20 protein-coding genes and 2 riboswitches are annotated in these 23643 nt (G+C 74.5%); of the genes, 8 read left to right on the top strand and 12 right to left on the bottom strand.

Translation table 11 applies throughout. From position 1 onward, the window contains the following. Window positions 1-85 precede the first annotated feature (85 nt). The 4 genes from AMK19_RS32960 to AMK19_RS32975 form a co-directional block, all read right to left on the bottom strand. On the bottom strand, window positions 86-2419 hold the full coding sequence (locus AMK19_RS32960; protein WP_073819111.1) for an ATP-binding cassette domain-containing protein: 2334 nt from the start codon (window positions 2417-2419) through the stop codon (window positions 86-88). A gap of 39 nt (window positions 2420-2458) precedes the next feature. Beyond that, complete coding sequence (locus tag AMK19_RS32965) at window positions 2459-2908, bottom strand: SRPBCC domain-containing protein (RefSeq protein ID WP_073819053.1); 450 nt, start codon at window positions 2906-2908, stop codon at window positions 2459-2461. A gap of 31 nt (window positions 2909-2939) precedes the next feature. After that, entirely contained in the window at window positions 2940-3497 is a 558-nt protein-coding gene (locus AMK19_RS32970) for a TetR-like C-terminal domain-containing protein (RefSeq protein WP_073819055.1), read from the bottom strand. 359 nt (window positions 3498-3856) lie between these two features. After that, complete coding sequence (locus AMK19_RS32975; RefSeq protein WP_073819057.1) at window positions 3857-4738, bottom strand: LysR family transcriptional regulator; 882 nt, start codon at window positions 4736-4738, stop codon at window positions 3857-3859. Window positions 4739-4886: 148 nt separating this feature from the next. Between AMK19_RS32975 and AMK19_RS32980 the strand changes: the two genes are divergently transcribed. From AMK19_RS32980 to AMK19_RS32990, 3 genes are read left to right on the top strand one after another with little or no spacing between them, the layout of a single operon-like run. Continuing rightward, window positions 4887-5312 carry a hypothetical protein gene (locus AMK19_RS32980; RefSeq protein WP_073819059.1) on the top strand — a complete coding sequence of 142 codons (426 nt, stop codon included), beginning with the start codon at window positions 4887-4889 and terminating at the stop codon, window positions 5310-5312. Continuing rightward, window positions 5305-6894 carry a multicopper oxidase family protein gene (locus AMK19_RS32985; RefSeq protein ID WP_083647562.1) on the top strand — a complete coding sequence of 530 codons (1590 nt, stop codon included), beginning with the start codon at window positions 5305-5307 and terminating at the stop codon, window positions 6892-6894. The genes AMK19_RS32980 and AMK19_RS32985 overlap by 8 nt, the downstream gene beginning before the upstream one ends. A gap of 46 nt (window positions 6895-6940) precedes the next feature. Beyond that, the gene (locus tag AMK19_RS32990; protein ID WP_073819061.1) at window positions 6941-7360 is read left to right on the top strand and encodes a nuclear transport factor 2 family protein; all 420 of its coding nucleotides are present in this window, start codon (window positions 6941-6943) and stop codon (window positions 7358-7360) included. A gap of 75 nt (window positions 7361-7435) precedes the next feature. Here AMK19_RS32990 and AMK19_RS32995 read toward each other — a convergent pair whose 3' ends face one another. After that, window positions 7436-8503, bottom strand: coding sequence for a hypothetical protein (locus AMK19_RS32995; RefSeq protein ID WP_083647563.1), 1068 nt, complete (start codon window positions 8501-8503; stop codon window positions 7436-7438). A 177-nt stretch (window positions 8504-8680) separates the two neighbouring features. Between AMK19_RS32995 and AMK19_RS33000 the strand changes: the two genes are divergently transcribed. Both AMK19_RS33000 and AMK19_RS33005 read left to right on the top strand, forming a co-directional pair. Then, a complete protein-coding gene (locus tag AMK19_RS33000; protein ID WP_073819063.1) occupies window positions 8681-9322 on the top strand; it encodes a TetR/AcrR family transcriptional regulator in 642 nt (213 codons plus the stop codon). Continuing rightward, window positions 9319-10686 carry a carotenoid oxygenase family protein gene (locus AMK19_RS33005; RefSeq protein ID WP_073819065.1) on the top strand — a complete coding sequence of 456 codons (1368 nt, stop codon included), beginning with the start codon at window positions 9319-9321 and terminating at the stop codon, window positions 10684-10686. Before AMK19_RS33000 ends, AMK19_RS33005 begins: the two co-directional genes overlap by 4 nt. On the opposite strand, the gene AMK19_RS33010 is transcribed toward AMK19_RS33005, so the two are convergent. The 6 genes from AMK19_RS33010 to AMK19_RS38370 form a co-directional block, all read right to left on the bottom strand. Further along, window positions 10680-11957: a response regulator gene (locus AMK19_RS33010; RefSeq protein WP_073819067.1), complete on the bottom strand. Its 1278-nt coding sequence runs from the start codon at window positions 11955-11957 to the stop codon at window positions 10680-10682. The genes AMK19_RS33005 and AMK19_RS33010 overlap by 7 nt on opposite strands. A 239-nt stretch (window positions 11958-12196) precedes the next feature. Further along, a complete protein-coding gene (locus AMK19_RS33015) occupies window positions 12197-13048 on the bottom strand; it encodes an ECF transporter S component (RefSeq protein WP_073819069.1) in 852 nt (283 codons plus the stop codon). Then, on the bottom strand, window positions 13045-14679 hold the full coding sequence (locus AMK19_RS33020; RefSeq protein ID WP_073819072.1) for an ABC transporter ATP-binding protein: 1635 nt from the start codon (window positions 14677-14679) through the stop codon (window positions 13045-13047). Before AMK19_RS33020 ends, AMK19_RS33015 begins: the two co-directional genes overlap by 4 nt. Then, the gene (locus AMK19_RS33025) at window positions 14676-15842 is read right to left on the bottom strand and encodes a CbiQ family ECF transporter T component (RefSeq protein WP_073819074.1); all 1167 of its coding nucleotides are present in this window, start codon (window positions 15840-15842) and stop codon (window positions 14676-14678) included. Before AMK19_RS33025 ends, AMK19_RS33020 begins: the two co-directional genes overlap by 4 nt. Beyond that, window positions 15839-16825, bottom strand: a complete 987-nt coding sequence (locus tag AMK19_RS33030; protein ID WP_073819076.1) for a hypothetical protein — start codon at window positions 16823-16825, stop codon at window positions 15839-15841. The genes AMK19_RS33025 and AMK19_RS33030 overlap by 4 nt, the downstream gene beginning before the upstream one ends. Further along, window positions 16822-19704, bottom strand: coding sequence for a prenyltransferase/squalene oxidase repeat-containing protein (locus AMK19_RS38370; RefSeq protein WP_073819078.1), 2883 nt, complete (start codon window positions 19702-19704; stop codon window positions 16822-16824). Before AMK19_RS38370 ends, AMK19_RS33030 begins: the two co-directional genes overlap by 4 nt. 100 nt (window positions 19705-19804) lie before the next feature. Then, window positions 19805-19952, bottom strand: a riboswitch (cobalamin riboswitch). 231 nt (window positions 19953-20183) lie between these two features. Continuing rightward, a riboswitch (cobalamin riboswitch) is annotated at window positions 20184-20301 on the top strand. Window positions 20302-20400: 99 nt separating this feature from the next. Here AMK19_RS38370 and AMK19_RS33040 point away from each other — a divergent pair. Beyond that, window positions 20401-21807: a prenyltransferase/squalene oxidase repeat-containing protein gene (locus AMK19_RS33040; protein WP_073819079.1), complete on the top strand. Its 1407-nt coding sequence runs from the start codon at window positions 20401-20403 to the stop codon at window positions 21805-21807. On the opposite strand, the gene AMK19_RS33045 is transcribed toward AMK19_RS33040, so the two are convergent. Next, window positions 21795-22373: a histidine phosphatase family protein gene (locus tag AMK19_RS33045; protein ID WP_073819081.1), complete on the bottom strand. Its 579-nt coding sequence runs from the start codon at window positions 22371-22373 to the stop codon at window positions 21795-21797. The genes AMK19_RS33040 and AMK19_RS33045 overlap by 13 nt on opposite strands. Window positions 22374-22642: 269 nt before the next feature. Here AMK19_RS33045 and AMK19_RS33050 point away from each other — a divergent pair, with 269 nt between their 5' ends. Together AMK19_RS33050 and AMK19_RS33055 are read left to right on the top strand one after the other, a co-directional pair. Beyond that, complete coding sequence (locus AMK19_RS33050; protein WP_073819084.1) at window positions 22643-22855, top strand: CbtB domain-containing protein; 213 nt, start codon at window positions 22643-22645, stop codon at window positions 22853-22855. A 24-nt stretch (window positions 22856-22879) separates the two neighbouring features. Continuing rightward, a complete protein-coding gene (locus AMK19_RS33055; RefSeq protein ID WP_073819086.1) occupies window positions 22880-23626 on the top strand; it encodes a CbtA family protein in 747 nt (248 codons plus the stop codon). Window positions 23627-23643: the final 17 nt, after the last annotated feature.

Below are 23643 nucleotides of genomic sequence, written 5' to 3' on the forward strand. Positions count from 1 at the left end.
GAGTGTCCCGAGGCCGAGCGTAGAGCGTGGGCCGGACAACCGTGGTGCGGTTGCGTCAAGTCGCCTCAAGCTACCGCACGTTGGGTCAGTCCGAGCCGAGGTACGACGCGAGGTAGCGGGCCGTCGGGCTGCCCGGGGTGGCGGTGAGGGAGGCGGGGACGCCGGTGGCGAGGACGCGGCCGCCACCGGTGCCGCCGGCGGGGCCGAGGTCGATGAGGTGGTCGGCGGTGGCGACGAGGGGGAGGTGGTGCTCGGCGAGCAGGACGGTGCCGCCGGAGTCCACCAGGCGGTGGAGCTGGGCGGCGAGGACCTCGCTGTCGGCCGGGTGCAGGCCGGTGGTGGGCTCGTCCAGCAGGTAGAGCGTGTGCTGTCGCCGCGCGGCGTGCAACTCGGCTGCCAGTTTGACGCGTTGGGCCTCGCCGCCGGAGAGCTCGGGCGCGGGCTGGCCGAGCCGCAGGTAGCCGAGGCCGACCTGCTGGAGGACGGTCAGGATGCGCGCCGCGGCAGGGACGTCGGCGAGGAACGGGGCGGCGTCGTCGACGGTCATCGCCAGGACGTCGGCGATGGTGGCGCCCCGGTAGGCGATCTCCAGCGTCTGTGGGTTGTAGCGGCTGCCGTGGCAGTCCGGGCACGGGTTCCACGCGGTGGGCAGGAACAGCAGTTCGACCTCGATCGAGCCCGCGCCCTCGCAGGTCGGGCAGCGACCCGACGCCACGTTGAACGAGAACCGCCCCGCGTCGTAGCCGCGCCGGCGGGCCTCCTCGGTGGCCGCGAACAGCTTGCGGACGACGTCCAGCAGGCCCGTGTACGTCGCCAGGTTGGAGCGCGGGGTACGGCCCAGCGGCGTCTGGTCGACCGTCACCACCCGGCCGACGGACGGGTCGGCGGCCGCCGCCTCGGCCGCCGCGCCCAGCAGCGTCGACTTGCCCGCGCCCGAGACGCCCGTCACCGCCGTCAGCACGCCCAGCGGCACGTCCACGTCGACACCCCGGAGGTTGTGCCGGGTGACGCCGCGCAGGCGCAGCACGCCCGACGGGGTGCGGCCCCGGGACGCGGGCGGGGGCGGGGGAGCGAAGAGGAAACGGCGGGTGGCGGAGGAGGAGACGGAACGCAGGCCGTCCACCGGCCCGCTGTACAGGACCTCTCCGCCGCCCGCGCCCGCGCCCGGACCGACGTCGACCAGCCAGTCCGCGCCGCGGACGACCGCCATGTCGTGCTCCACCACGAACACCGAGTTGCCCGCGGCACGCAGCTCGGCGAGAACCTCGCGCAGCGCCTCGGTGTCCGCCGGGTGCAGGCCCGCCGAGGGCTCGTCCAGCACGTACACCACGCCGAACAGGCCCGAGCGCAACTGCGTTGCCAGGCGCAGGCGTTGGAACTCGCCGGTGGACAGGGTCGGGGCGGCGCGGTCGAGCGAGAGGTAACCGAGGCCGAGGCGGCGCAGCGCGGACAGGCGCTCCGCCAGGTCGGCGGTGATCAGGCCGGCCGGGCCCTCGTCGGCGGTGAACGGCTGCAGCAGCGCGGCGAGACGGTCGGCCGGCAGAGCGGCCAGACCGGTGATCGGCAGGCCCGCGAACGTCACCGCCAGCGCCTCGGGGCGCAGCCGGTGGCCGTGGCACAGCGGGCAGGGCGACTGCTCCAGGAACGCGGCGGCCTTGGCGCGCGTCGACTCGCTGCGGGACTCGGAGAACGCCTTCAGCACCAGCCGGCGCGCACTGCTGTACTTGCCCTGGTACGGCCGCTGGATCCGGCCCGGCTCGCGCTCCGGGTGGACCGTCACCACCGGCTGTTCGTCCGTGAACAGGATCCACTCGCGCTCGGCGGCGGGCAGCTCCCGCCACGGCCGGTCGAGATCGTGGCCGAGCACGCCGAGGATGTCCCGCAGGTTCTTGCCCTGCCACGCGCCCGGCCAGGACGCGATCGCGCCCTCGCGGACGGACAGCGACGGGTCGGGGACCAGGGAGCGTTCGGTGGCCCGGTGCAGCACGCCCTGCCCGTGGCACTCCGGGCAGGCACCGGCCGGGGTGTTCGGCGAGAACGCGTCCGAATCGAGCCGCGCGGCGCCCGGCGGGTAGTCGCCGCACCGCGACAGCAGCATCCGCAGCAGGTTCGACATGGTGGAGATGGTGCCCACCGAGGAACGCGAGGACGGCGCCGAACGGCGCTGCTCCAACGCCACCGCCGGAGGCATGCCCGTCACCGCGTCCACCCGCGGCGCCTCGACCTGCCGCAACAGCCGCCGCGCGTACGGCGAGACGGACTCCAGGTAGCGGTGCTGCGCCTCCGCGAACAGCGTCCCGAACGCCAGCGAGGACTTCCCCGACCCCGACACGCCCGTGAACGCCACCACCGCCCCGCGCGGCACCGCCACCGCCACGTCCCGCAGGTTGTGCACCCGCGCGCCGCGCACCCGCACCATGCCGTCGTCGTCGATCTCCGTGCCGCTCACCGGGCCACGTTACCCCGCGAGAGCGGCCTGGCCTGCGAGGTTGGCGAGCGCGGTGGTGAAGCGGGCCTCGGTGTCGCGGGCCGTTCGGCCATGCAGGAACAGCGCGAGCAGGCCGGTGAAACGTTCGCGCTGGACGACCCGGACGCGGCCGTCGCCGAGATCGGCGATCAGGTAGGAGTGCGTGTTGTCGAGCAGACCGGGCAGCAGGAGACGGCCGGCGCGGGTGAGTTCACGGCCCGCGGCGACGACGGTCAGCACCGGGTGGAAGGTCAGCTCGCGGCCGGAGGCGGTGCGGATCACCTCGGTCTGGCGGGCGCCGACGGCGAGTTCGCCCTCGACCCGCACCACCACCGGGTGCCACTGCGGAAAGCGGGCGTGGTCGGTCAGCAGCCGCCAGACGGCCTCCGGGGTGCCCCGGAACTCGGCCTCGGCGCGAACCTCGCAGCTGAACAGGCTCATGACGGTCTCCCCCTGGTGAATCGTCGGATCTTCAACGGTGGCGCGCCAGCGTGGCGTCGACCACGGCGCGGGCGTAGTGGGCGTCGACCGGGTCGCCGGTGATCAGCACCCGGTAGTAGAGCGGGCCGACCAACTGATCGAGGATCAGCGCGGGATCGGCGTCCGCCGGGAGGTCGCCGCGGGCGGCGGCCCGGTCGAGCAGCTCGGCGGCGGCGGTGCGACGCTGCGCCCACAGGGCGTGCAGGGCGTCGCCGAGTTCCGGGTGGCGGGTGCCGGCGGCGACCAACTCGGCTACCAGGGAACGGGTTTCGGGCCGTCGCAGGCCAGTGGCGATCGCGGCGAGAGTGTCGGCCAGATCGGCCCGGAGGTCGCCGGTCTCCCGGATCGGCGCGGTCTCGAACATGGTGGCGAAGGCGGCCACCACCAGATGGTCCTTGGTCGGCCAGCGCCGGTACACGGTGGTCCGGGCCACCTCGGCCCGGGCGGCGGCCTCGTCCAGCGCGAAGCCCGCGTAGCCGCGTTCGCGCAGCAGTCCGCGAGCCGCGTCCAGCACCTTGGCGTCGACGCCGGTGTCGCGGGGCCTGGCCATGGGTCCACCTCCCGATTCCGCTACGCGTGTTTCGTAACGGGATGAGGCTAGTGGGGGCGGCGGCGATTGCGCAACGCGTGTAGCGGAATGGGGGTACGGGTCGCGCGGGCGGATGGCGGTCCGGCGGCGGGTGGGGGCGCGTGGGTCGACGGCGGATGGTCGCGGGGTGGTGCGGTCGGTTCCGCGGGCGTCGGTGCGGTGTGCGATGCGGTGCGGGTCGATGACCTGCGCAGGGCCTCGCGCGCGCTGTCCGCGCGGCCGAAGGCCGGTGGAGCCGAACACCGTGGCGGGGCCGGAGCCTTGGCGGTCGGTGGCGGTGGAGGGGCTCTCCCGGCAGGGGTATTGGTGCCGGGCGGTGGTCAAGAAGGCGGTGTCCAGGACCAGTTGACGAGCATCTCGCGCATCAGGGCCGCCGCGGGCGACAGGCGGGCGGTGGTGGACCAGTGGAGGGTGAGGGTGCGGCGGCAGGCGGGGGTGGTGACGGGGAGGAGGGCGAGGGGGAGCCGGGCCGCGGTGCGGCGGCCGACGGCGGGGATCAGGCCGACGCCCAGGTCGGCGGCGATCAGGTCGGCGACGGCGGCGAGTTCGTCGCTCTCGCAGACGATGCGCGGCGGGTGGCCGAGGGCGGTGAAGAGGTGGTCGAGGAGACGGCGGTTCCAGTGGCCGGGGCGAGCGGTGATGAACGGGAGCGCGGCGAGGTCGGCGAGGTCGACGGATTCGCGGTCGGCCAGCGGGTGCCCGTCGGGGACGGCCAGGAAGACCGGCTCGTCGAGGAGTCGGGCGCTGTGCAGGCCGTCGGTGCGGATCGGCTGCGAGGCGACGCACAGGTCGACCTCCTGGGCCCTGAGCTGACGGACCATCAGATCGACCGAGAGCTGCCGCAGTTCGACCTCGGCGGCCGGGTGGGCGCGCTTGAACGCGGCGAGCGGCGCGGTGAACGTCAGGAAGGTCTCGGACGCCAGCCGGACCGTCCCGAAGCCGTCGCCCGCCGCCTCCGCCACGGCCCGCCGTCCGGCCTCCAACTCGCCGAGGCAGCGCTCCGCGTAGCCGCGGAAGAGTCGGCCCGCCTCGTTCAGGCGCAGCCGGCCGACGCGGTCGAACAGCGGGGTGCCGAGTTCGTCCTCCAGCCGGGCGATGGTGCGGCTCAACGAGGGCTGGGCGACGCGGAGTTCCTCGGCGGCCCGGCTCAGGTGCTCCAACCGCGCCACCACCAGGAACTGGGTCAGTGCGTGCAGGTCCATCGCTGCTCCCCGTCCGGTGCCGCCCGGCCATGCCCGCAGTGGCATAACCCCATAGCAATATTGATCTTAGACGGGACAGCAGTCGGGGCATAACGTCGGGAGGGCGACAAGTTCCGTCTGCAGTAGAAGAGTTGAGGGAGTTCCCGGCATGGCTGTGTCAATCGTCCCCGAACGTCGGGCCAGGACCGGCCCCGCCGGGCAGGTGGTGCGCGTGCTGGCGGCCGTGCACACGGTGGCGGTTTTTGGGCAGCCGGTGTTCGCCGGCGTGTACCTGAGCGGGTCCTACGACGGCCTCGGCTGGCACCTGGCCGGGGCGAACGCCGTCACCAGCCTCGGTTACCTCCAGCTGATCGCCGTCATGGTGCTGTGGTTCCGCAGCCGGATCAGCTGGCCGCTGATCGGCACCGCCCTGGTGGTGGTCGCCGAGACCGTGCAGTACTTCGCCGGACTCGACGGCGTGCTCTGGCTGCACCTGCCGCTCGGCGTGGCGACCGTCGTGGGGATCACCGTCCTCACCATCGCCGTGCTGCGCGTCCCGCTGCCCGGCCGGGTGCGGGAGGCGCGCGGTGAGTGAGCGTCAACTCGGCTTCAGCAGGCGGCAGGTGCTCGCGTTCGGCGGCGCGTTCGGGCTGCTGACGGCGGGCGGCCTGGCCTCGGCCGCGGCGCTCGCGCACCGGCCGGCCGGCACCGGCGCCCTGCTGCGCAGCGCGATCGCGCTGCCGCCCGCGTTCCAGGTGCCGCTGCCGCGACCGCAGGTGCTGGCGCCGGTGTCCACCGCGGGCGGCGTGGACCGGTACGAGATCACCCAGCGGGAGGCGGTCGCCGAGATCCTGCCCGGCGTGCGCACCCCGGTGTGGACGTACGGCGGCAGCTTCCCCGGCCCGACGATCGAGGCCCGGCGCGGCCGCCCCACCGTGGTGACGCACCGCAACGAGCTGCCCGTCCCCACCGTCGTCCACCTGCACGGCGGACGCACCCCCGCCGAATCCGACGGATACCCCACCGACCTTGTACTGCCCGGGAGTTGGACGGAGTCGGGCGGCCACCACCACGGCGGCGGGATGGCGGACCCGCGGGCCGTGCAGAGCCGGGTGGTGCGCGAGTACACCTTCCCCAACGAGCAGCGCGCCACCATGCTCTGGTACCACGACCACCGGATGGACTTCACCGCGCCCGCGATCTGGCGCGGCCTGGCCGGGCTGCACATCATCCGCGACGACCGCGAGAAGGAGCTGGAACTCCCCGACGGCGAGCGGGAGTTGCCGCTGGTGATCACCGACCGGGCGTTCCGTGCCGACGGGAGCCTGGACTACCCGTCGCTGGACCCCGGGCTGCGCGACCGCCCGGGCGTCCAGGAGCCTTACATGGCAGGGGTGTTGGGCGATGTGATCCTGGTCAACGGCGCGCCGTGGCCGGTGCACGAGGTGGCGGCGGTGCGGCACCGGCTGCGGGTGCTGAACGCGTCCAACGCCCGGCACTACGAGCTGGAGGCGGTCGACCAGGACGGGCGGGCGCTGGAACTGGTGCAGATCGGCGCCGACCAGGGCCTGCTGGCCGCGCCCGTGACGCACCGCCGGCTGCCGCTCGCGCCGGCCGAACGCTACGACCTGCTGGTCGACTTCGGGACGGTGCCGGTGGGCGGAACGGTCCGGCTGCGCAACCGCCTGGGCAGCGGGCGGACCCGGGAGGTGATGGCGTTCCGGGTGGTGCGGGCTCAGCGCGAGGACACCCGGGTGCCGTCGGCGCCGGCCACCGACCTGCCGCCGTGGCGGCGCGAAGACGCCGTGCGGACAAGGGAGTTCGCGTTCCGGGCGGGCAAGATGGGCGAGGGCCACGGCTGGCTGATCGGCGGCCGCCCGTTCGACCCGGCGCGCGAGGACGTGAGCGTCCGGCTCGGCGACGTCGAGGTGTGGCGGCTGATCGCGGACGTCCACCACCCCGTCCACCTGCACCTGGTGGGCTTCCGAATCCTGAGCCGGGGCGGCCGCGCGCCGCTGCCGCACGACGCCGGACTGAAGGACACCGTCTCGTTGCGGCCCGGTGAGGCCGCCGAGATCATCACCGGCTTCGACGGCTACCGGGGCCGGTACCTGTTCCACTGCCACAACGCGGAGCACGAGGACATGGGGATGATGGCGAACCTGGAGGTACGGTGAGACGCCTGCGCGCCGCGGGGGCGCGGGCGGGACGGCGGAGGCAGTGATGTATCACGCGATCACCCGGGCGAAGGTCCGCTCGCTGTGGCGGCGGATCGGGGCCGGGGACTACCTGGCGGCGGTGGAGACGGCCGCGCCGGACGTGCGGTTCCGGTTCGTCGGCGACACGCCGGTGAGCGCGGAGCTGACCGGGCGCGACGCGTTCGAGGACTGGTTCCGGGCGCTGTTCGCACGCTTCCCCGGCCTGCGGCTGACACTCCGCGACGTGGTGGTCCGGGGCTGGCCCTGGCGGACCACCGTGGTGGTGCGGCTGGACGTCGAGGCCACGCTCGCCGACGGCACGGCCTACCGCAACGAGGCGGTGCAGTGGCTGACGCTGCGCTGGGGCCGGATGACCACGGACGAGGTGTTCGAGGACACCAAGGCGCTGGACGAGGCGTGCCGGCGACAGGCGGCGGCGTCCTGAGCAGTCGTCCGACGAGGTCGGCGAGGTTCGCGGGGCCGGCGGCGGTGCCCTGAGCGGCGGCGTCCTGGCCGACCGTCAGGCGAGGTTCGCGGGGGAGGAGGCACCGGCCGCCAGCAGGTGGGGCCGGCCGGTGCCGTCCGCGGGGACGGACCAGAGGTCGGTGGCACGGCCGTCCTGCGCGGGGAGGGCGTAGGCGAGCGTCCCGGCGTCCAGCCAGGCCGCCTGGTCGTCGACGGAGCGGGTCTCGGCGACGGCGTGTTCGTGCAGGTCGGCGAGGTCGAGGACGTACAGCCGCCAGGGGTCGGCAGTCCCGGGGGAGACCCGCTTCTTGAAGGCGATCCGGGTCCCGTCGGGCGACAGCGCCGGGCACTCGACGTTCTCCCGCAGCGCGTGCGCCGACCAGGCCCGCAGGTCGCCCTCGACGAGGTGGGTGCGGCCGCCGACCGAGACGGTGGCGTAGAAGCGGTTGTCGTCGGCGGCGAAGCTGACGCTCCAGAAGTTCCGCGGGTCGCTGTCGCCCGGGCGGTCGCCGTCGATGGTCAGCGGGATGGTCTCGATCGACCGGACCAGCGAGCCGGTGCGCAGGTCGAGGACCGACGTGCGGGTCCCGAACCCGGTGGCGGCGTAGGAGCGCCCGGTCGCGAAGGTCGTCCAGGACAGCACCTGCCCGGACGGGGAGACCCGGGCCAGGCTCGGAGTGCCCGGCAGGACGAAGGTGTGCAGCCGGTGGAAGTGCCGGTCGTAGACCACCGCCTCGGTGCAGGGGGGCCGGCCCGGCTTGGTGCGCAGGCACAGCGCCCGGTCGCCCGCCGCGTAGAAGCGCTCGCAGGACGGGCCGCCGGCCACCGCCGACCCGCCGTCGCGGTGCGGGGCGCGGGCGATCCGGCCGGAGGCGGCGTCGCGGTAGTACAGGCCGGGCTCGTCGAGGGTGAACGTCGCGTCCGCCCGGACGATCCGGTGCGGGCCGTCCCGTTGGCAGGTGTGCAGGGCGAACCCGACGGCCGAGCCGAGCAGCGTGACCACGACCACCAGCAGGACCACCAGGCGGGCCGCGGGCGCCGGACGCTCCTCCGTGAAGTCCGGTGAGGGGACGGGTTCCAGGGCTGCCTCGAACACGTCCGCTGGTGTGGTGTCGGTCGTCATGAGGGTTCCCTTCGGGCAGGACGGTTCCCCGGAGATTAGTTGAAAGGAAAGTTTCCTACCAGTAAGTCACGAGCAGATCGCCACCACGAACTTCCGTGCGGGAACGGGAGGCTGACGTGGCAACGGATTGTCGGAAAGTGTGGGTAACGCTGTTACCGGTAGGCTACGGTGTTACCCGTGAACGAGCTCAGCACGCCCTACCAGGACGCGCAACGCGCCGGCCAGCACGCCGTGCGGACCGCGATCCTCGACCACGCCATCGACCTCCTGGTCACCGAGGGGCCCGCCGCCCTGACGATGCGCCGCATCGCCACCGGCATCGGCGCCTCGACCAAGGTCCTGTACACCATGTTCGGCGGCAAGGAGGGCCTGGCCGACGCCCTCTACCGGGAGGGATTCGCCCGGCTGCGCCGCGCCCAGCAGCAAGTCCCGCGCGCCGCCGACCCGTTGACCGCCCTGAACGACCTCGGCACCGCCTACCGGGCGCACGCCCTCGCCGAACCCGCCTACTACCGGGTGATGTTCGAACAGGCCGTGCCCGGCTACCGGCCCGGACCGGAGGCGCTGGCCGCCGCCGACCACGCCTTCGACGCCTCCGTCACCGCCGTCCGGGCCTGCATCGACGCGGGCGTGTTCGCGCCCGGCGACGCGCACGAGATCTCCAAGCTGCTCTGGGCCGCCGCCCACGGCGCGGTGAGCCTCGAACTCGCCGGCCACTTCCCGCCGCAGACCGCCGCCGACCGCTTCGACGCCCTGATGACGGCCGTCGGACAGGCGTTCCTCGCCGAACCGACCCACGGACAAGGACACCGCGCATGACGACCAACCGCTACCTGACCGGCAGCTTCGCCCCCGTCGCCGAAGAGGTCACCGCCCACGACCTGCCCGTCACCGGCCGCATACCGGCCCACCTGAACGGCCGCTACCTGCGCAACGGCCCCAACGCACTGGGCATCGAGGACCCCGCCGCGCACATCTGGACCCTCGGCCCCGGCATGGTGCACGGCGTCCGCATCCGCGACGGCCGCGCCGAGTGGTACCGCAACCGTTGGGTGCGCTCGGCCGCCGTCGCCGACCACCTCGGCGAGCCGCGCCGCGGCACCCCCGCCGACCCGCGGCTGGACTTCGCCCCCAACGTCCAGGTCGCGGGCCTCGCGGGCCGGACGTTCGCGCTGATCGAGGGCGGCATCCGCCCCTACGAACTCACCTACGAACTCGACACCCTGGGCCCCTGCAACCTCGGCGCCACCCCCGAGGGCTACAGCGCCAACGCGCACTCCGTCCTCGACCCGCACACCCGGGAACTGCACTCGCTCGCGTTCCGGTACGGCTCCGAACACGTCCAGCACATCGTGATGGACCGCACCGGCGCCGTCCGGCACACCACGCTGATCCACACCCCCGGCAACCCGTACATGCACGACTTCGCGCTGACCGAGCACCACGTCGTGCTGTACGACGCCCCCGTCGTCTTCAGCCCCGCCCACCTGCCCACCGGCGTGCCGTTCACCTGGGACGACACCCACCAGGCACGCGTCGGCGTGATGTCGCGCCACGGCGGGCCGGTGCGCTGGTTCGACGTCGCGCCGTGCCTGGTCGGCCACACCCTCAACGCCTACGACGACGGCCACGAGGTGGTCGTCGACGTGGTCCGCCACCCCGAGGGCTTCGCCATCCGGGACTTCGGCGGCAGCCGCCCCACCCTCGACCGCTGGCGCATCGACCTGGCGGCCGGGACGATCCGCGAGGAACGGCTCGACGACCGCACCCAGGAGTTCCCGCGCGTCGACCCCCGCCGGGTCGGCCGCCCGCACCGCTACGGGTACGCCGCCGCCGCCGAACTGTACGCCGCACCCACCGGCCCCGACGACCCGCGCCCCGACGAGGGGTTCAGCAGCGCCCTGCTCAAGCACGACCTGCTGCGCGGCACCGTCGAGGCCCACGAGTTCGGCCGGTTCGGGGCCATCGGCGAGGCCGTGTTCGTCCCCGCCGAGACACCCGCCGCCGAGGACGACGGCTACCTGATGGCCTACGCCCACAACCCCGAACGCGGCGCGGCCGACCTGGTGATCCTCGCCGCACAGGACTTCGCCGGCGAACCCGTCGCCCGCATCCACCTGCCCGTCCGGGTACCGCTCGGCCTGCACGGCAACTGGGTACCCGGCGGGCCGGCGGATCACTGACGGGCGCTCGCCGCCGCCGCCGTCCGGTGGTCGGCCGGGCTCGTGGCCGGGCCGGCGACGGTGCTCACCGGGGTGCTCGCCGGGGTGCTCGCGACGGCGTTCGCGACGGTGCGGCGGGCCGGCGCCGGGAGCGTGGCGTGACGGCGGCGCTCGCGGTGCAGCTCGACGTGGACGGCGACCTTCGCGCGCAGCGCCCACGGGTCGACCGGCTTCGGGATGAAGTCGACCGCGCCCGCCGCGTACCCGCGCATCGAGTGGTCCGGGTCCGTGCCGATCGCCGTGACGAAGATGATCGGAATGTCCCGGGTACGGGCCCGGCGCTTGATGTGCGCGGCCGTCTCGTAGCCGTCCATCCCCGGCATCTGCACGTCCAGCAGGATCACCGCGACCTCGTCCGGCTCCAGCAGCGCCCGCAACGCGTCCGGACCCGACGCGGCCCGCACCAGCCGGTGCCCGTGCGGCCCGAGGACCTCCTCCAGCACCATCAGGTTGTCCGGCCGGTCATCCACCAGCAGCACCTTCGGCGGCGGGCCCTCCTCCAGCGGACGGGCCGGCGGAAACGGGGTCTCCGAGAGGCCCTGCTGCTGCTCCACCAGGGCGAGTTGACGCTCGAACAGGTCGCAGCGGGTCTCCGCGCAGGTCGCCCGGTCCCGCGCCCGGTCCAGCTCCTCGGCGAGCCGGTCCACCTCGTTGGCCAGCGCGTCGCGCTCCGCGAGCAGCGCGGAGCGGTCCTGCGGTGCGGGCCGGCCCTGCGGGGGCGGCGCCGGGTCCGGGGCCGGTGGTTTCGGCACCGGCGGGCGGGACTCCAGGCGGACCAGCCGGGCGTCCAGGTCGGCGATCGACTGCCGGGTGTCGTCCAGCGCGTGGTCGAGCTGCTCCTCCCGCGCCCCCGCCCGGCGGGCCTCCCGGTCCGCCGCCTGCAACTGGCCCTCCAACTGCTGCACCGCCCGGCCGATCGACGCCGCCGTGCGCAGCGCCGCCCGGTGCTGCGCACGCAGCCGGTCCAGGTCCGCCGGCTCCAGCCGGGCGCCGCAGTCCTCGTCCAGGTGGTGCAGCATCTCCTCGACGAACGGCCACGGCGCGATCCGCGACCCCGCCAAGTACCGGGACAGCGTGCCCGGGTTGAGGTAGCAGCGGGTCGCGTACCGCCGCACCGAGATGCCCAGCTCCAGGAACAGCCCCCGCAAGGCCTCGGCGAACTCCCGGCACTCCCTGTTCAGTTCACGGTCCAGCGGCTGGAGCCCGCCGTCCCGGACAGGCTCCGCCCTCACGCTCCGCACCCCCGACGGCCGTCCATCGGTCCGCCGGGTCGCCATGTACGCCGCACCCGAATCCTCCACCCGTACCCGCCGGACGTCATCGTCCGGTCGCGCCAACCCCGGCCGCCACTGCGCCGGGGTGGACAGCAGCATGCCGGATCGCGAGGGTGTTGCGCGCCCCGCAACGCGCAGACGCTCCGGACGGGTGCAGAGCAGCAACGGCTTTGTGTGTGAGGAGAGCTGACGCACCATCACTCTTTCGAGTAGGTGAGTGAGGGCGACGCGGGCGCCGGGACGAACCGCGTCGGCGCCTCGAAGGCGGCGCGGCGGGCCGCCCGGCGGAAGACCGCGAGGACGGCCGGGCCGACGATCAGCACGCACAGGCCGGTGGTGACGGCCCGCCCGGTGTCCCAGCCGAGCGAGGTCGCCAGGTCGAACAGCAGGTAGCGGTGCCACTGCTCGGTGAACGGCAGACCCGGCAGGTAGGCGATCGAACTGTGCGGGTCGGTGGCGAACGGCCAGAAGGAGAGGTTGAGGAGGAACCCGAACAGGTAGCCGGACGCGGCTCCGTAGCCGGCGAGCATCACCACCTCGGGCCGGCCCCGGAGGCGCGGCAGCAGTCCGGCGATCAGCCCGACGAACGCGCAGCCGAACATCTGGTACGGCATCCACGGGCCGACGCCGCCGGTGAGCAGCGCGGACGCGAACAGCGAGGTGCAGCCGAGAGTGAAACCGAAGCCCGGCCCGAAGACGCGCCCCGCGAGGACCAGGAGGAAGAACACCGTCTCGACGCCGGCGGTGCCCGCGCCGAGCGGACGCAGGCCCGCGTTGACGGCGGACAGCACGCCGAGCATCGCGAGGGCCTTGGCGTCGATGCCGCCGGACGCGATCTCGGAGACGACGACGGCCAGGATCAGCACCAGCAGCGCACCGAAGATCAGCGGCGGCGCGTAGCTGGAGCCGAACTTCCCGGGCGCGACGACGAACGGCCACAGGAATGCGACCAGCCCGGCGAACGCCGCCGCCGCGATCACAGCCCGGGCCCGGAGCGGGACGCGGACAGCGGGGGCCGGGGTGGTGGGGGTCGGGGCGGCGGGGGTCATGGGGTGGCCTCCGGCCGGGTGGGGGCGGGATTCGGGAGGGCCCGGGTGAGCTGGGGGACGGTCAGGTAGGGATGGGGGGCGAGGATTTTGGCGGTCTGGGGGGCGAAGGTGGGGGAGGCGGTGATGACGGCGGGGGTGGGACCGTCGGCGACGATCTCGCCCTCGGCCATGACGACGACCCGGTCGGCCGCCGCGGCGGCGAACTCGACGTCGTGGGTGGCGACGACGACGGTGCGGCCCTCGGCGGCGAGCCGGTCGACGACGCCGACCAGGGAGTCCTTGGCGGGGTAGTCGAGGCCGCGGGTGGGTTCGTCGAGGAGGACGACCGGTGGGGCGGCGGCGAGTTGGACGGCCAGGACGAGGGCGAGCTGCTGGCCCTCGGAGAGGTCGCGGGGGTGGAGGCCGCCGGGGATGCCGGGGGCGAGGGCGTCCAGCAGTCCGCGGGCGGCGAGCCCGGTCGCGGACTCCCGGTCGGCCTGGGCGATTTCGGCGTCCACCGTCTCCAGGTAGAGCAGGTCGGTCGGGGTCTGCGGGACGAGTCCGACCAGGCGGCGGGCCTCGGCGGCGGAGACCTTCCCGGGGTCGCGGCCGTCCACCCGCACCGTGCCGCCCCGGCGGGCGCCGGAGCCCTGGAGCGCCCACAGCAGCGAGGACTTGCCGGAGCCGTTGCGTCCCATCAGCGCCGTGACCTGCCCGGCCGTCAGCGACAGCGACACCTCCCGCACCGCCACCGTCCGGCCGTGCTTGACCACCACCCGCTGCGCGTCCAGCAGTCGGGCGCCCGGCACGGGAGTCCGCCGGACCGGCGGCACCGGAAGGCCGGCCAGGCGTTCGCGGAGCGGGGCCGCCGCACGGCGGGCGTCGCGGACGGAGAGCGGCAGCGGCTGCCAGCCGGCCAGGCGGCCGAGCCGGACCACCGGCGGGGCGATCGCGGTGGTGGCGAACACCTCGGCGGGCGGCCCGTCCCGGACGGTGCCGTCGCCGGGCAGGTACACCACCCGGTCGGCGTACTGGACGACCCGCTCCAGCCGGTGCTCGGCCAGCAGCACCGTCACGCCCAGGTCGTGGACGAGCCGGGTGATCGCCGCGAGCACCTCTTCGGCGGCGGTCGGGTCGAGCGCGGAGGTCGGTTCGTCCAGCACCAGCACCCGGGGATGGGCGGTCAGCACCGAGCCGATCGCCACCCGCTGCTGCTGGCCGCCGGAGAGTTCGTGCAGCGCGCGGTGCCGGAGGTCGGCCAGGCCGAGCAGGTCGAGAGTCTCCTCGACGCGCTTGCGCATCACGTCCGGCGGAACAGCCAACTGCTCCATGGCGTAGGCGAGTTCCTCCTCCACCGTGTCGGTGGTGAACCCGGCCACCGGGTCCTGGCCCACCACGCCCACCACGTCGGCGAGTTCACGCGGCGGATGGTGCGCGGTGTCCCGGCCGTCGACCGTGACCCGGCCGGACAGGGTGCCGCCGGTGAAGTGCGGCACCAGGCCGTTCACCGCGCCCAGCAGAGTGGACTTGCCGGAGCCGGTCCGGCCCACCACCAGGCAGAGTTCGCCCTCGGGGATGTGCAGGTCCACCCCGCGCAGCACGGGCTCGCGCGCGCCGTGGTACACCACGCCGACCTGGTCGAAACGGATCACTGGGACACCTCGGAGAGTTCACGGTCGTCGGCGGCGCGCGGGGACGGGCCCGCCGCGGGCGGACGCCCCGGCGGCGGGGCCAGCACGCCGGCCGCGCCGGCCAGCAGCAGCGCCACCGCAGGGACGACGGGCAGCGCGGGCCAGGACAGCGGGTACAGCGACGGATTGAGCGCGGTCGCGTCGTAGCCGACCGACACGCAGAGCAGCACGGCGGCCGTCAACCCGCAGCCCGCCACCCCCCATTCGGGGAGCCGCCACGGATCGGGCCGGTACGTGGTGCGCCGCACCCGCCGCCCGCCCAGCGCCAGGCCCGCCACGCACAGCGCCGACCCGGCCGCCAGCGCCGGCAGCCCGAGCAGCGCGGGCGCGGTGCCGTCGAGCAGCCCGTACAGGCCCGCGCACAGACCCGCCATCCCGCCCAGCAGCAGTGCGCCCGTCGCCCGGCGGGAGGCCTTCGTCGCGGTGCCGGAGCGGCCGTAGCCGCGCGAGTCCATCGCCGCCGCCAGGTGCAGCGAACGGTCCAGCGCGTCGCTCAGCACCGGCACCACGATGCCGCGCAGAGCGCGCACGCCCTTGCCCGATCCGGCCCTCAACCTCCGGGCCCGGCGCACCCGTTGGGCACTCGCGACCAGCTGCGGGGCGACGCTCAGCGACACCGTCACCGCCACGCCCAGCTCGTACAGCGCGCCCGGCAGAACCCGCAGGGCGCGCTTCGGATTGGCGAGGGTGTTGGCCGCGCCGATGCAGCACATCAGACACGCCAGCCGCAGACCGTCCACCGCCGAGGACAGCACCGCCTCCAGCGACACCGGCCCGCCGATCTCGATTCCCGCGTACCAGGCGGGAGTCGGAATGCGGGGCAGAGTCAGCAGGACGTGGTCCTCGGGGGTGACGCCGGTGGCGAAGACGCACCGGAACAGCACCCGGATCGCCACCACCGCCAGCGCCAGCCACAGGTAGTACGGGAAACCGCGCGCCCACGGGGCCTCGGTGCGCCGAGCGGTCACCACGAAGCCGAGCACGCCCAGCACCAGCAGGAGCAGCAGCGGATTGGTGGTCCGGGACGCCGCCGTGCCGAGCGCCAGCGCCCACGCCCACCAGGCCAGCGGGTGCAGGTCGCGGGGGATGCGCCGCCCGCCGTCCTCTGCCGGGTGCGCGCTCACTCGGCGGACGCCCGGCGGCGGCGCACCGCGACCACCGCCGTGGCCGCGCCCAGCGCGGCCACCAGCGCCACGCCCGCCACCGCCGGCCCGATCGAACCGGACGAGCGGCGCGGGGCGTCCGCAGCCGGCGCGGCGTTCACGGCAACGGGGGCCGCGCTGCTGCCGGTGGAGGGCGCGGCGGTGGCGTCACGTGCCGAGGTGGACGGGGACGGGGAGGGGGTGTCGGAAGGGGACGGGCTCTCGGAGGGTTGTTCGGAGGGTTGCTCGGAGGGTTGCTCGGCGGGGGATGAACTGCCGTTGCCGGGCTGGGTGTTGGTGGATTTCGGGGTGTTCGGGGCGGTGTCGCCCTTGCTGCCGCCGCCACCGCCGGTGCCGCCGCCCGTCCCGCTGCCGCCGGTGGAGCCGCCCGAGGTCGAACCCGAGCCGCCCGGCGTCGAGTTGAGCGCGCGGACGGTGTCCGGGGCGAAGGTCGGGCCGCCCCGGGTGCCGTCGATGTCGGTCTCGCCGAAGATCCACAGATCGACGCTGCCCGGTACCGGCTTGTAGCTCATCGCCCCCAACTGGCTGTAGGACCAGGTGTTCCGACCCGGATCGGCATGCCAGTACGACCAGTACGCGGTGGCCGGCGGGGTCAGCACGCACTTCTCCTGCTCGGGCGGCGGATACTGCTTGCCGCCCTGGTGACCGCTGTACCCGATCCGGCAGATGAACCCCGGACCGTCGTGCTGGGTGCCGGTGGTCTTCCACCCGCCCTGGTTGAGCAGCTGGTAGCCGGTGGTGGGCACCGTGCCGCAGGAGCGCAGCAACGGGCCGCCCCAGCGGCTGAAGTCCACGGCCAGCACCACGTTCTGGCTGGTCGTGCACTGCTCGATCGGCAGCGCGCCCGCGTGGGCGGGCGTCGGGGCCAGCCCGCCGAGCGCGACGGCGAGGACAGTCCCCGCCGCCGCGCCCAGCCGAGCCGGACGGGAGAATCGCGCCGTCACCGCGCGCCCCCGTCGGCCTTCGTCCGACGCCGCGCCGAGACCAGCACCGCTCCGCCGGAAACCGTCAACAGCAGGGCCGGGACGACGAGTTCGAGTACGTCGGTGCCCGTGAAGGCGAGCCGGCCCGAGCCCGAGCCTCCGGAGCCGGAGCCGGAGCCGGAGCCGGAGCCGGAGCCGGTGTTCGTGCCTCCGGGCGAGCTGTCCGAGGCGGACGGCGACGGCGACGGGGAAGGGGAAGGGGAAGGGGAAATGGAAGACGACGGGGACGGTGACGGCGAGCCGCTCGGGTCCGGCGGCGTGGAGCCGTCCACCTCGTGGGCGAGGGTGCCGAAGGACAGGCCGGTGACGCCGCCGAGGGCCTGCGAGGAGGCCCGGACGTCCGACGCGCGCTCCGCCGAGTCCGCCGCGACCACGAAGCCGCCGTCCGGGTTCTGCTGCCCGGCCAGGAACTCGGTGGCCCGGGCGATCTGCTGGGCGTACGCGCCCGGACGCAGGCTCAGGCCCTGGATGGCGAGGCCGGCCGAGTTGATCGAGTTGCCCGCCGTGCCGGGGAAGCCGCCGTCGGCCTTCTGCTGACCGGCCAGCCAGGCCACCGCCCGGTCCACGGCCTGCGCGTTGTCGGCCCCCGGGAGGAGGGCCACGGCCATCGCCGCCATCGCGGTGGAGTCCACGTCCGGGTCGGCGGAGGCCGGGATCAGGCTCGGCCAGGAGCCGTCCGGCCGCTGCAGACTGCGCAGGTAGGCGATCGCGGGCGCGGCCTTCCCGGCGTCCCCGGCCCGGACCTGGGCGATCACGCCGAGGGACTGCGAGAACACCGACTGCGCCCACAGGTAGTTGCCGGGCGCGGCGCAGCCGTTCGCGGTGTCGGTGTGGTCGCAGATCAGCTTGTCGAGCGCGGCGATCAGGTCCTGGCCGCCGAAAGAGCGGGGGTCGCGGCCGACGATCTCGGCGAGCAGCGCCTCCTTGCCGATCGAACCGCCGCCGGCCCATTCGGTGCCGATCGCCGTCCAGTCGTTGACGCTGCGCCCACCGGCGTCCTTGCCCTGCCGGTCGAGGAAGTCGGTGATCCGGCGCAGTGCCGCGTCGTCGGTGCCGGTGGCGGCGAGCGCGAACGCGGTGTCGATGGTCAGGCCGAAGTCGGCGAAGCCCGGGAACCCGTCGTAGTAGTGGCCGTCCAGCAGCCGCGACGGGTCGGTGAGGAAGGCGCTCGCCTTCTTCAGGTCGGGGGTGCGGGACGGCTGCGGGGTGTTCGTCTGCCGCAGCACGGTCGCCGGGTCGGTGCGGGTGAACGCCAGGATCGCCTGCTCGGTGGCGGGCGCCTCGGAGTCGGTCGTCCACTCGTCGGGGCCGAGGCCGCCGTCGGAGTTCTGCCGGGTCGCCAGCCAGCCGACGGCCCGGTCGGCCTCGGCGGTCCGGCCGGCGGCGCGCAGGCCCTGGGCGGCCGCGCCGGTGGAGAAGGTCTCGGGGGTGCCGCCGGCGTACGGCAGGAACGAGCCGTCGGCCTGCTGCTGCCGGACCAGCCAGTCCGCGCCTCGGCTGACCAACTCCTGCTTGCCGCCCACGTGTTGGAGGGCGATCACCGTCATGGCGGTGATCAGCGGGTCGGACTCGCAGTAGTCGCCCGGGTTGATCATCGCGCCGGAGAAGCCGCCGTCGGAGCACTGGAGCCGGGCGAACCGGTCCAGCACCGGCGGGGCCGGGACGACGCCGGCGCGGGCCAGCGCCATCACGCCGAGCGCCTGGTTCCACGGGTTGTTCGCGCCCTGGAAGTCGCCGGCCGCCGTGCACTGGCCGCCCTGCCCCGCACTGTCGCAGACGTGGTCGGTGAGCGCGGCGATCAGGTCGTGCCCGCCGAACGCCCGGGGGTCGTTGCCGGTGGCCTCGGCGACCAGCGCCAGCATCGCGGCGGCCCGGGCGTCCGGCAGCGCGGCCGGGCCCTTGGGGTACACGAATGCGTCGGCGTGCGCGGCCAGGAACGCCGCCACCTTGCGCAGCGCCGCGTCCTGGGTGCCGGAGCCGGCCAGCGACAGCGCGGTCAGCGCGGTGCGCGGGTAGTCCGGGCCCGGGAACGCCCAGGACTCCATGTGGTCGCCGTCCACCAACTGCGCCGTCAGCCAGGCCGCGGCGGCCGCCGGGTTCGCGGCGGGCGCGGGCGGGGTCGGGCTGCCGCTCGGGGTCGGGCTGCTGCTCGGGCTCTGGCTCGGGCTCTGTGCGGGGCTCTGGGTGGGGACCGAACTCGGGCTTCCGGAAGGGCTGTTGGACGGTCCGGTGCTGGGCGAGGCGGACGCCGAGGGGCTGGCGGAGTTCTTCGCCCGCACCTCGTCCGGGGTGAACTTCGGCCCGCCGCCCGCGCCGCCCAGGTCGGTCGCGCCGTACACCCAGGCCTCGACCTCGCCGGGCTTCGGCAGCTGCGTCATCGCGCCGTACGCGCTGTACGTCCAGCCGGTCGCGCCCGGGGCGGCGATCCAGTACGACCAGTAGGCGGTGGCCTGCGGGGTGGTGGTGCAGGGCTCGGTCGCCGGGGTCGGGTACTGGGCGCCGGTGGAGAACGTGTCGGTGCCGATCCGGCAGACGAAGCCGGGGCCGTCGTGCACCGTGCCGGTGGTGGTGAACCCGGCGTTGTGCAGCAGGTTCATGCCGGTGGTCGGGTGCGCGTCGCAGCCGCGCGCCACACCGCCGCCCCACGGCGAGAAGTCCACCGCGACGATCGCGCCGGTGGTGGCCGTGCACTGCTCGATCGGGTCGGCGGCGGCCGTGCCCGGGCGGCCGAGCAGCAGGGTGCCGGCGGCGGTGGCCGCGACGGCGGTGGCGAGCAGGACGGCGGCCGGGCGGCGACCGCGTCTTCCGTGCGTGTCCGTAGTGGTGTGACTGACCCTCACCGGCGTACTCCCTGATCGGGTCGTGGCGGGGCGAGGCGGCAGCGGACGGCGGACGAACCCCCGGTCCGACTGCGTCGTAGTCCGCGACGACGCATGTGGCGCTGAACGAACCCCCGGGGCAGGCATTCCGGCTCTCCCGTCGCGAGCGGACGGGACTACGGTTGCGGGTCAGCGCCGGATTCGGACCGGCTTCCCCTGCTGCCGAAGGTGAAAAACCCGCTTATCAGACCACGCGGGTTGACGGGGCGTCAACGCGTGAACAGGCCGACTCCGGGCCTGCGGCAGCGGCGGTGCGCGGTCCCGCCGCCTGGCTTCGAGGGGTGGTCTTGGCAGGTGGGCGACGGTAGGTGAAGGTGTGGCCGGATGAGTCGCGGGCCGTCGCGCCCGCTCGACCAAGGAGATCGTCATGCTTCGCCCGGGCGGCCCGCCGCCGACGGGATGTCCTGTTGCTTTCGTCACCCTGTCGGACGGCGCGCCGGGTGCGGTAGCGTCCGGGTGGCCGAGCGGGGGAATCCGGTGGGAATCCGGGACTGACGCGCAACGGTGAGGGCCCCTTCCGGCCCGAGTCCGAATGCCCGCCGGCCGTGCACCACGAGCGACAGCCACCCACGCGATCCGGGCGGCGGCCGCCCCGCTGCCGCGCCTGCGCACGGACGGACGGGGACCGGTCGGCGTCCCGACCAGAGGAGCCCCGCCTTGTCCCTGTCCCCGCGCCACGCCTCCCGCGCCGCCGCCGTCGCCCTCGCGGCCGGCGCCCTGCTGGCCGCCGCCGTCCCGGCCCACGCCACCGCCACCCCGGCGCAGATCGCCACCTCCAGGACCAACGGCGTCGCCTACCTGAAGACCCTTCAGGGCGTCGACGGCAGCTACGCCTCCGGCGGCCTGTCCAACGAGTGGGCGTTCAGCGCGCTCGCCGCCGCCGGCACCGCCGCCGCCGACGTCGTGCCCGGCAGCGACCCGAGCAAGAACGCCCGCGCCGTCTACCGGACCCAGCTCGCCGCGAGCAGCTGGCCGAGCGCGTCCCCCGTCGTCACCGACTACGAGCGGGCCATCCTCAACTCCTATGCGGCAGGCATCGATCCGGCCCGCATCGACGCCGGCCGCAACCTGATCGCCGACCTCGCCGCCTACTGGCAGACCGCCGAACCCGGCTACTGGGGCCCGTCCGGCAACTTCAACGGGACGGTCTTCGGCCTGCTCGCCCTCGGCGGCGCCCGCACCCAGGCCGGCGGGCAGCGCGTCCCGCAGGCGCTGCTCAACGCCACCGCCGCCGCCGTCCGCGCCAACCAGCACAACGACGGCGGCTGGAACTTCGGCAAGGCCGCCGGCAACCCGACCGCCCTCGCCCAGGCCGGTGACATCGACATGACCGGCGCGGCCATGGCCTCACTGTGCGTCGCCGGGGTGCCGAAGACCGACGCCGCGATCACCAACGCCGTCGGCTTCCTCAAGGGCAAGCTCAACGCGAACGGCTCGTTCGCGTCCCTGTACGGCGCGAACACCGACTCCAACGGCTGGGCGGTCTCCGGCCTGAACGCCTGCGGCATCGACCCGCAGGGCGCGGACTTCACCTCCTCCACCGGCAAGTCCCCGGTGGACTTCCTGATCTCCCAGCAGTTCAAGCCCGGCGGCGGCTTCAAGTACCTGCCGACCGACACCAGCCCGTCCGCGTACGCCTCGGTGGACGGCCTGCGCGCCGTCGCCGGCGCGGGCTTCACCGCCACCCCGCCCACCCCCGTCACCGCCGGGGCCGGCACCTGGGCCGCGACCGGCGCGTTCACCGCCGGCACCGCGTCCCGGGTCGCGCTCACCGTCGACGACGGCACCGGCAGCCTCAAGGTCTGCGCCGTCACCGTCACCCCGACCGGCGCCACCAGCACCCTCGGCGCCGTCCTGGACGCCGCCGCGACCGCCACCCCGAGCGGCTGCGTCACCGCCGTGACCCCCGCCGCCGGCAGCGGAGTCGTCACCTCGCTCAACGGCACCGCGAACGCGGGCGGCAGCAGCTGGAAGGTCTCGCTCGACAACGGCGCCGCGGTGGCCGCCGACCGGTCCGCCGTCGTCCACGTCGGCGACACCGTCTCGCTGCGTTACGGCAGTTGACCCTCCACGCCCTGCGGCAGCGGCGCGCCGGTGCGCAGGTTCCAGCGCCCGGCGCGCCCGCTCAGGCGGGTGACGGTGAGCGGGGCGACGTCCAGCCGCCAGAACGCGGCGGGCGGCAGGTCGAGCGCGTGCACCAGGGCGGCGCGGATCGCGGCCGGTTCGGCGACGGCGAGGACGCTTCCGTCCTCCAGCGAGCCGAGCCACCGGCCGAGCCGGGCGCACAGCGCCGTCACGGACTCGCCGCCGGGCGGGGCGAACTCCGCATCCCCCAGCCAGGATTGGACGGCGGCCGGGTCGGTGGCCGCCACCTCGGCGAGGGCGCGCCCGCGCCAGCTTCCGGCCTCCGCGTCGGCGAGAGCCGGCTCGACGGCGGCCGTCAGACCGAGCGCCTCGGCGGTCTGGCGGCACCGCGGCGACGGGGCGCTCAGCACGGTCGTCGCCGGCGGGGCGGTGCGGGCGCGGACGGGCGTCAACTCCGCCTCGGCGAGCGGCCGGTCCGCGCCGAACCGCGCCTCGCGCAGCTCGCCGCCGACCGCCGGTGCGACCAACATCACCCGGACCGTCATGTTTCGCCCCCCCTGCGGGTCGTTCGCCCGCGGATTGATAGTGTGACCGACCGGGCCCCTTGGCGGGGCCCGCCGGGAACGGTACCTTCTCGGCGAACAACCTCATATCAACGACGGTGCGTGGAAGTCCGGTGCAAGTCCGGCACGGTCGCGCCACTGTGAACCCGAAGGCCGCCTCCCCGGCGGCCCGTGGGAAGTCAGACCCGCCTCCGTCGTCTCCCCCTGCTCCACACGATCGGGACGCGAGTTCCCGCAAGGAGGTCAAGGCCATGGCTCACCCCATCGCCCCCGCCGTCACGCCGGCCATCACCCCCCTCTCCGTCAAGGCCATCGCCCCATGGGCGGTCCTCTTCGGCATCCTGCTGCTCACGCTGCTCTACTTCGTCGGCGCCGAACAGGGCGCCACCTCCCTGATCTCCGGCGAGGCCGTGCACGAGTGGGTGCACGACGGACGCCACCTGCTCGGCTTCCCCTGCCACTGACCCGGGACGATTCGAGCAACTGAGATGAACTCCCACACCGTCAGAAACCTGCTGGTCCGCGGCATGCTCGCGGGCCTCGGCGCGGGCGTCCTCGCCCTGATCGTCGCCTACCTGCTCGGCGAACCCCGGGTGGACGCGGCGATCGCCTTCGAGGAGGGCCACAGCCACGAGCACGGCGAAGAACTGGTCAGCCGCACCCTGCAGTCCACCGCGGGCCTGGCCACCGGCGTGCTCGTCTACGGCATAGCCCTCGGCGGCATCGCCGCCCTCGCCTACTGCTTCGCCCTCGGCCGCACCGGCCGCTTCGGCCCGCGCGCCACCGCACTGCTGCTCTCCGGCGCGGCGCTGCTCGCCGTCTACGTGGTGCCGTTCCTCAAATACCCCGCCAACCCGCCGTCCGTCGGCGACCCCGGGACGATCGGGCGGCGCACGCTGCTGTACTTCCTGATGATGCTGCTCAGCGTGCTGCTCGCCGTCGCCGCCGTGGTGGCCGGCAAGCAACTCGCCCCGCGCCTCGGCAACTGGAACGCGACGCTGGTCGCCGGCCTCGGCTACCTGCTCGTCATCGGCGTCGGCTACGCGCTGCTGCCGGCCGTCAACGAAGTGCCCGAGGACTTCTCCGCCTCCCTGCTCTGGCAGTTCCGGGTCGCGGCGCTGGCCATCCAGCTCACGCTGTGGGTCTCCTTCGGCCTGATCTTCGGCCACCTCGCCGAACGTCAGCTGCTTCCCCGCAGCGCCGCGCGTCCGGCCGCCGTTCCGGCCGCCGACTAGGCTCTGTCTCGTAATTG

The sequence above is a fragment of the Kitasatospora sp. CB01950 genome (genome assembly GCF_001905465.1).
Taxonomy (GTDB): Bacteria; Actinomycetota; Actinomycetes; order Streptomycetales; family Streptomycetaceae; genus Kitasatospora.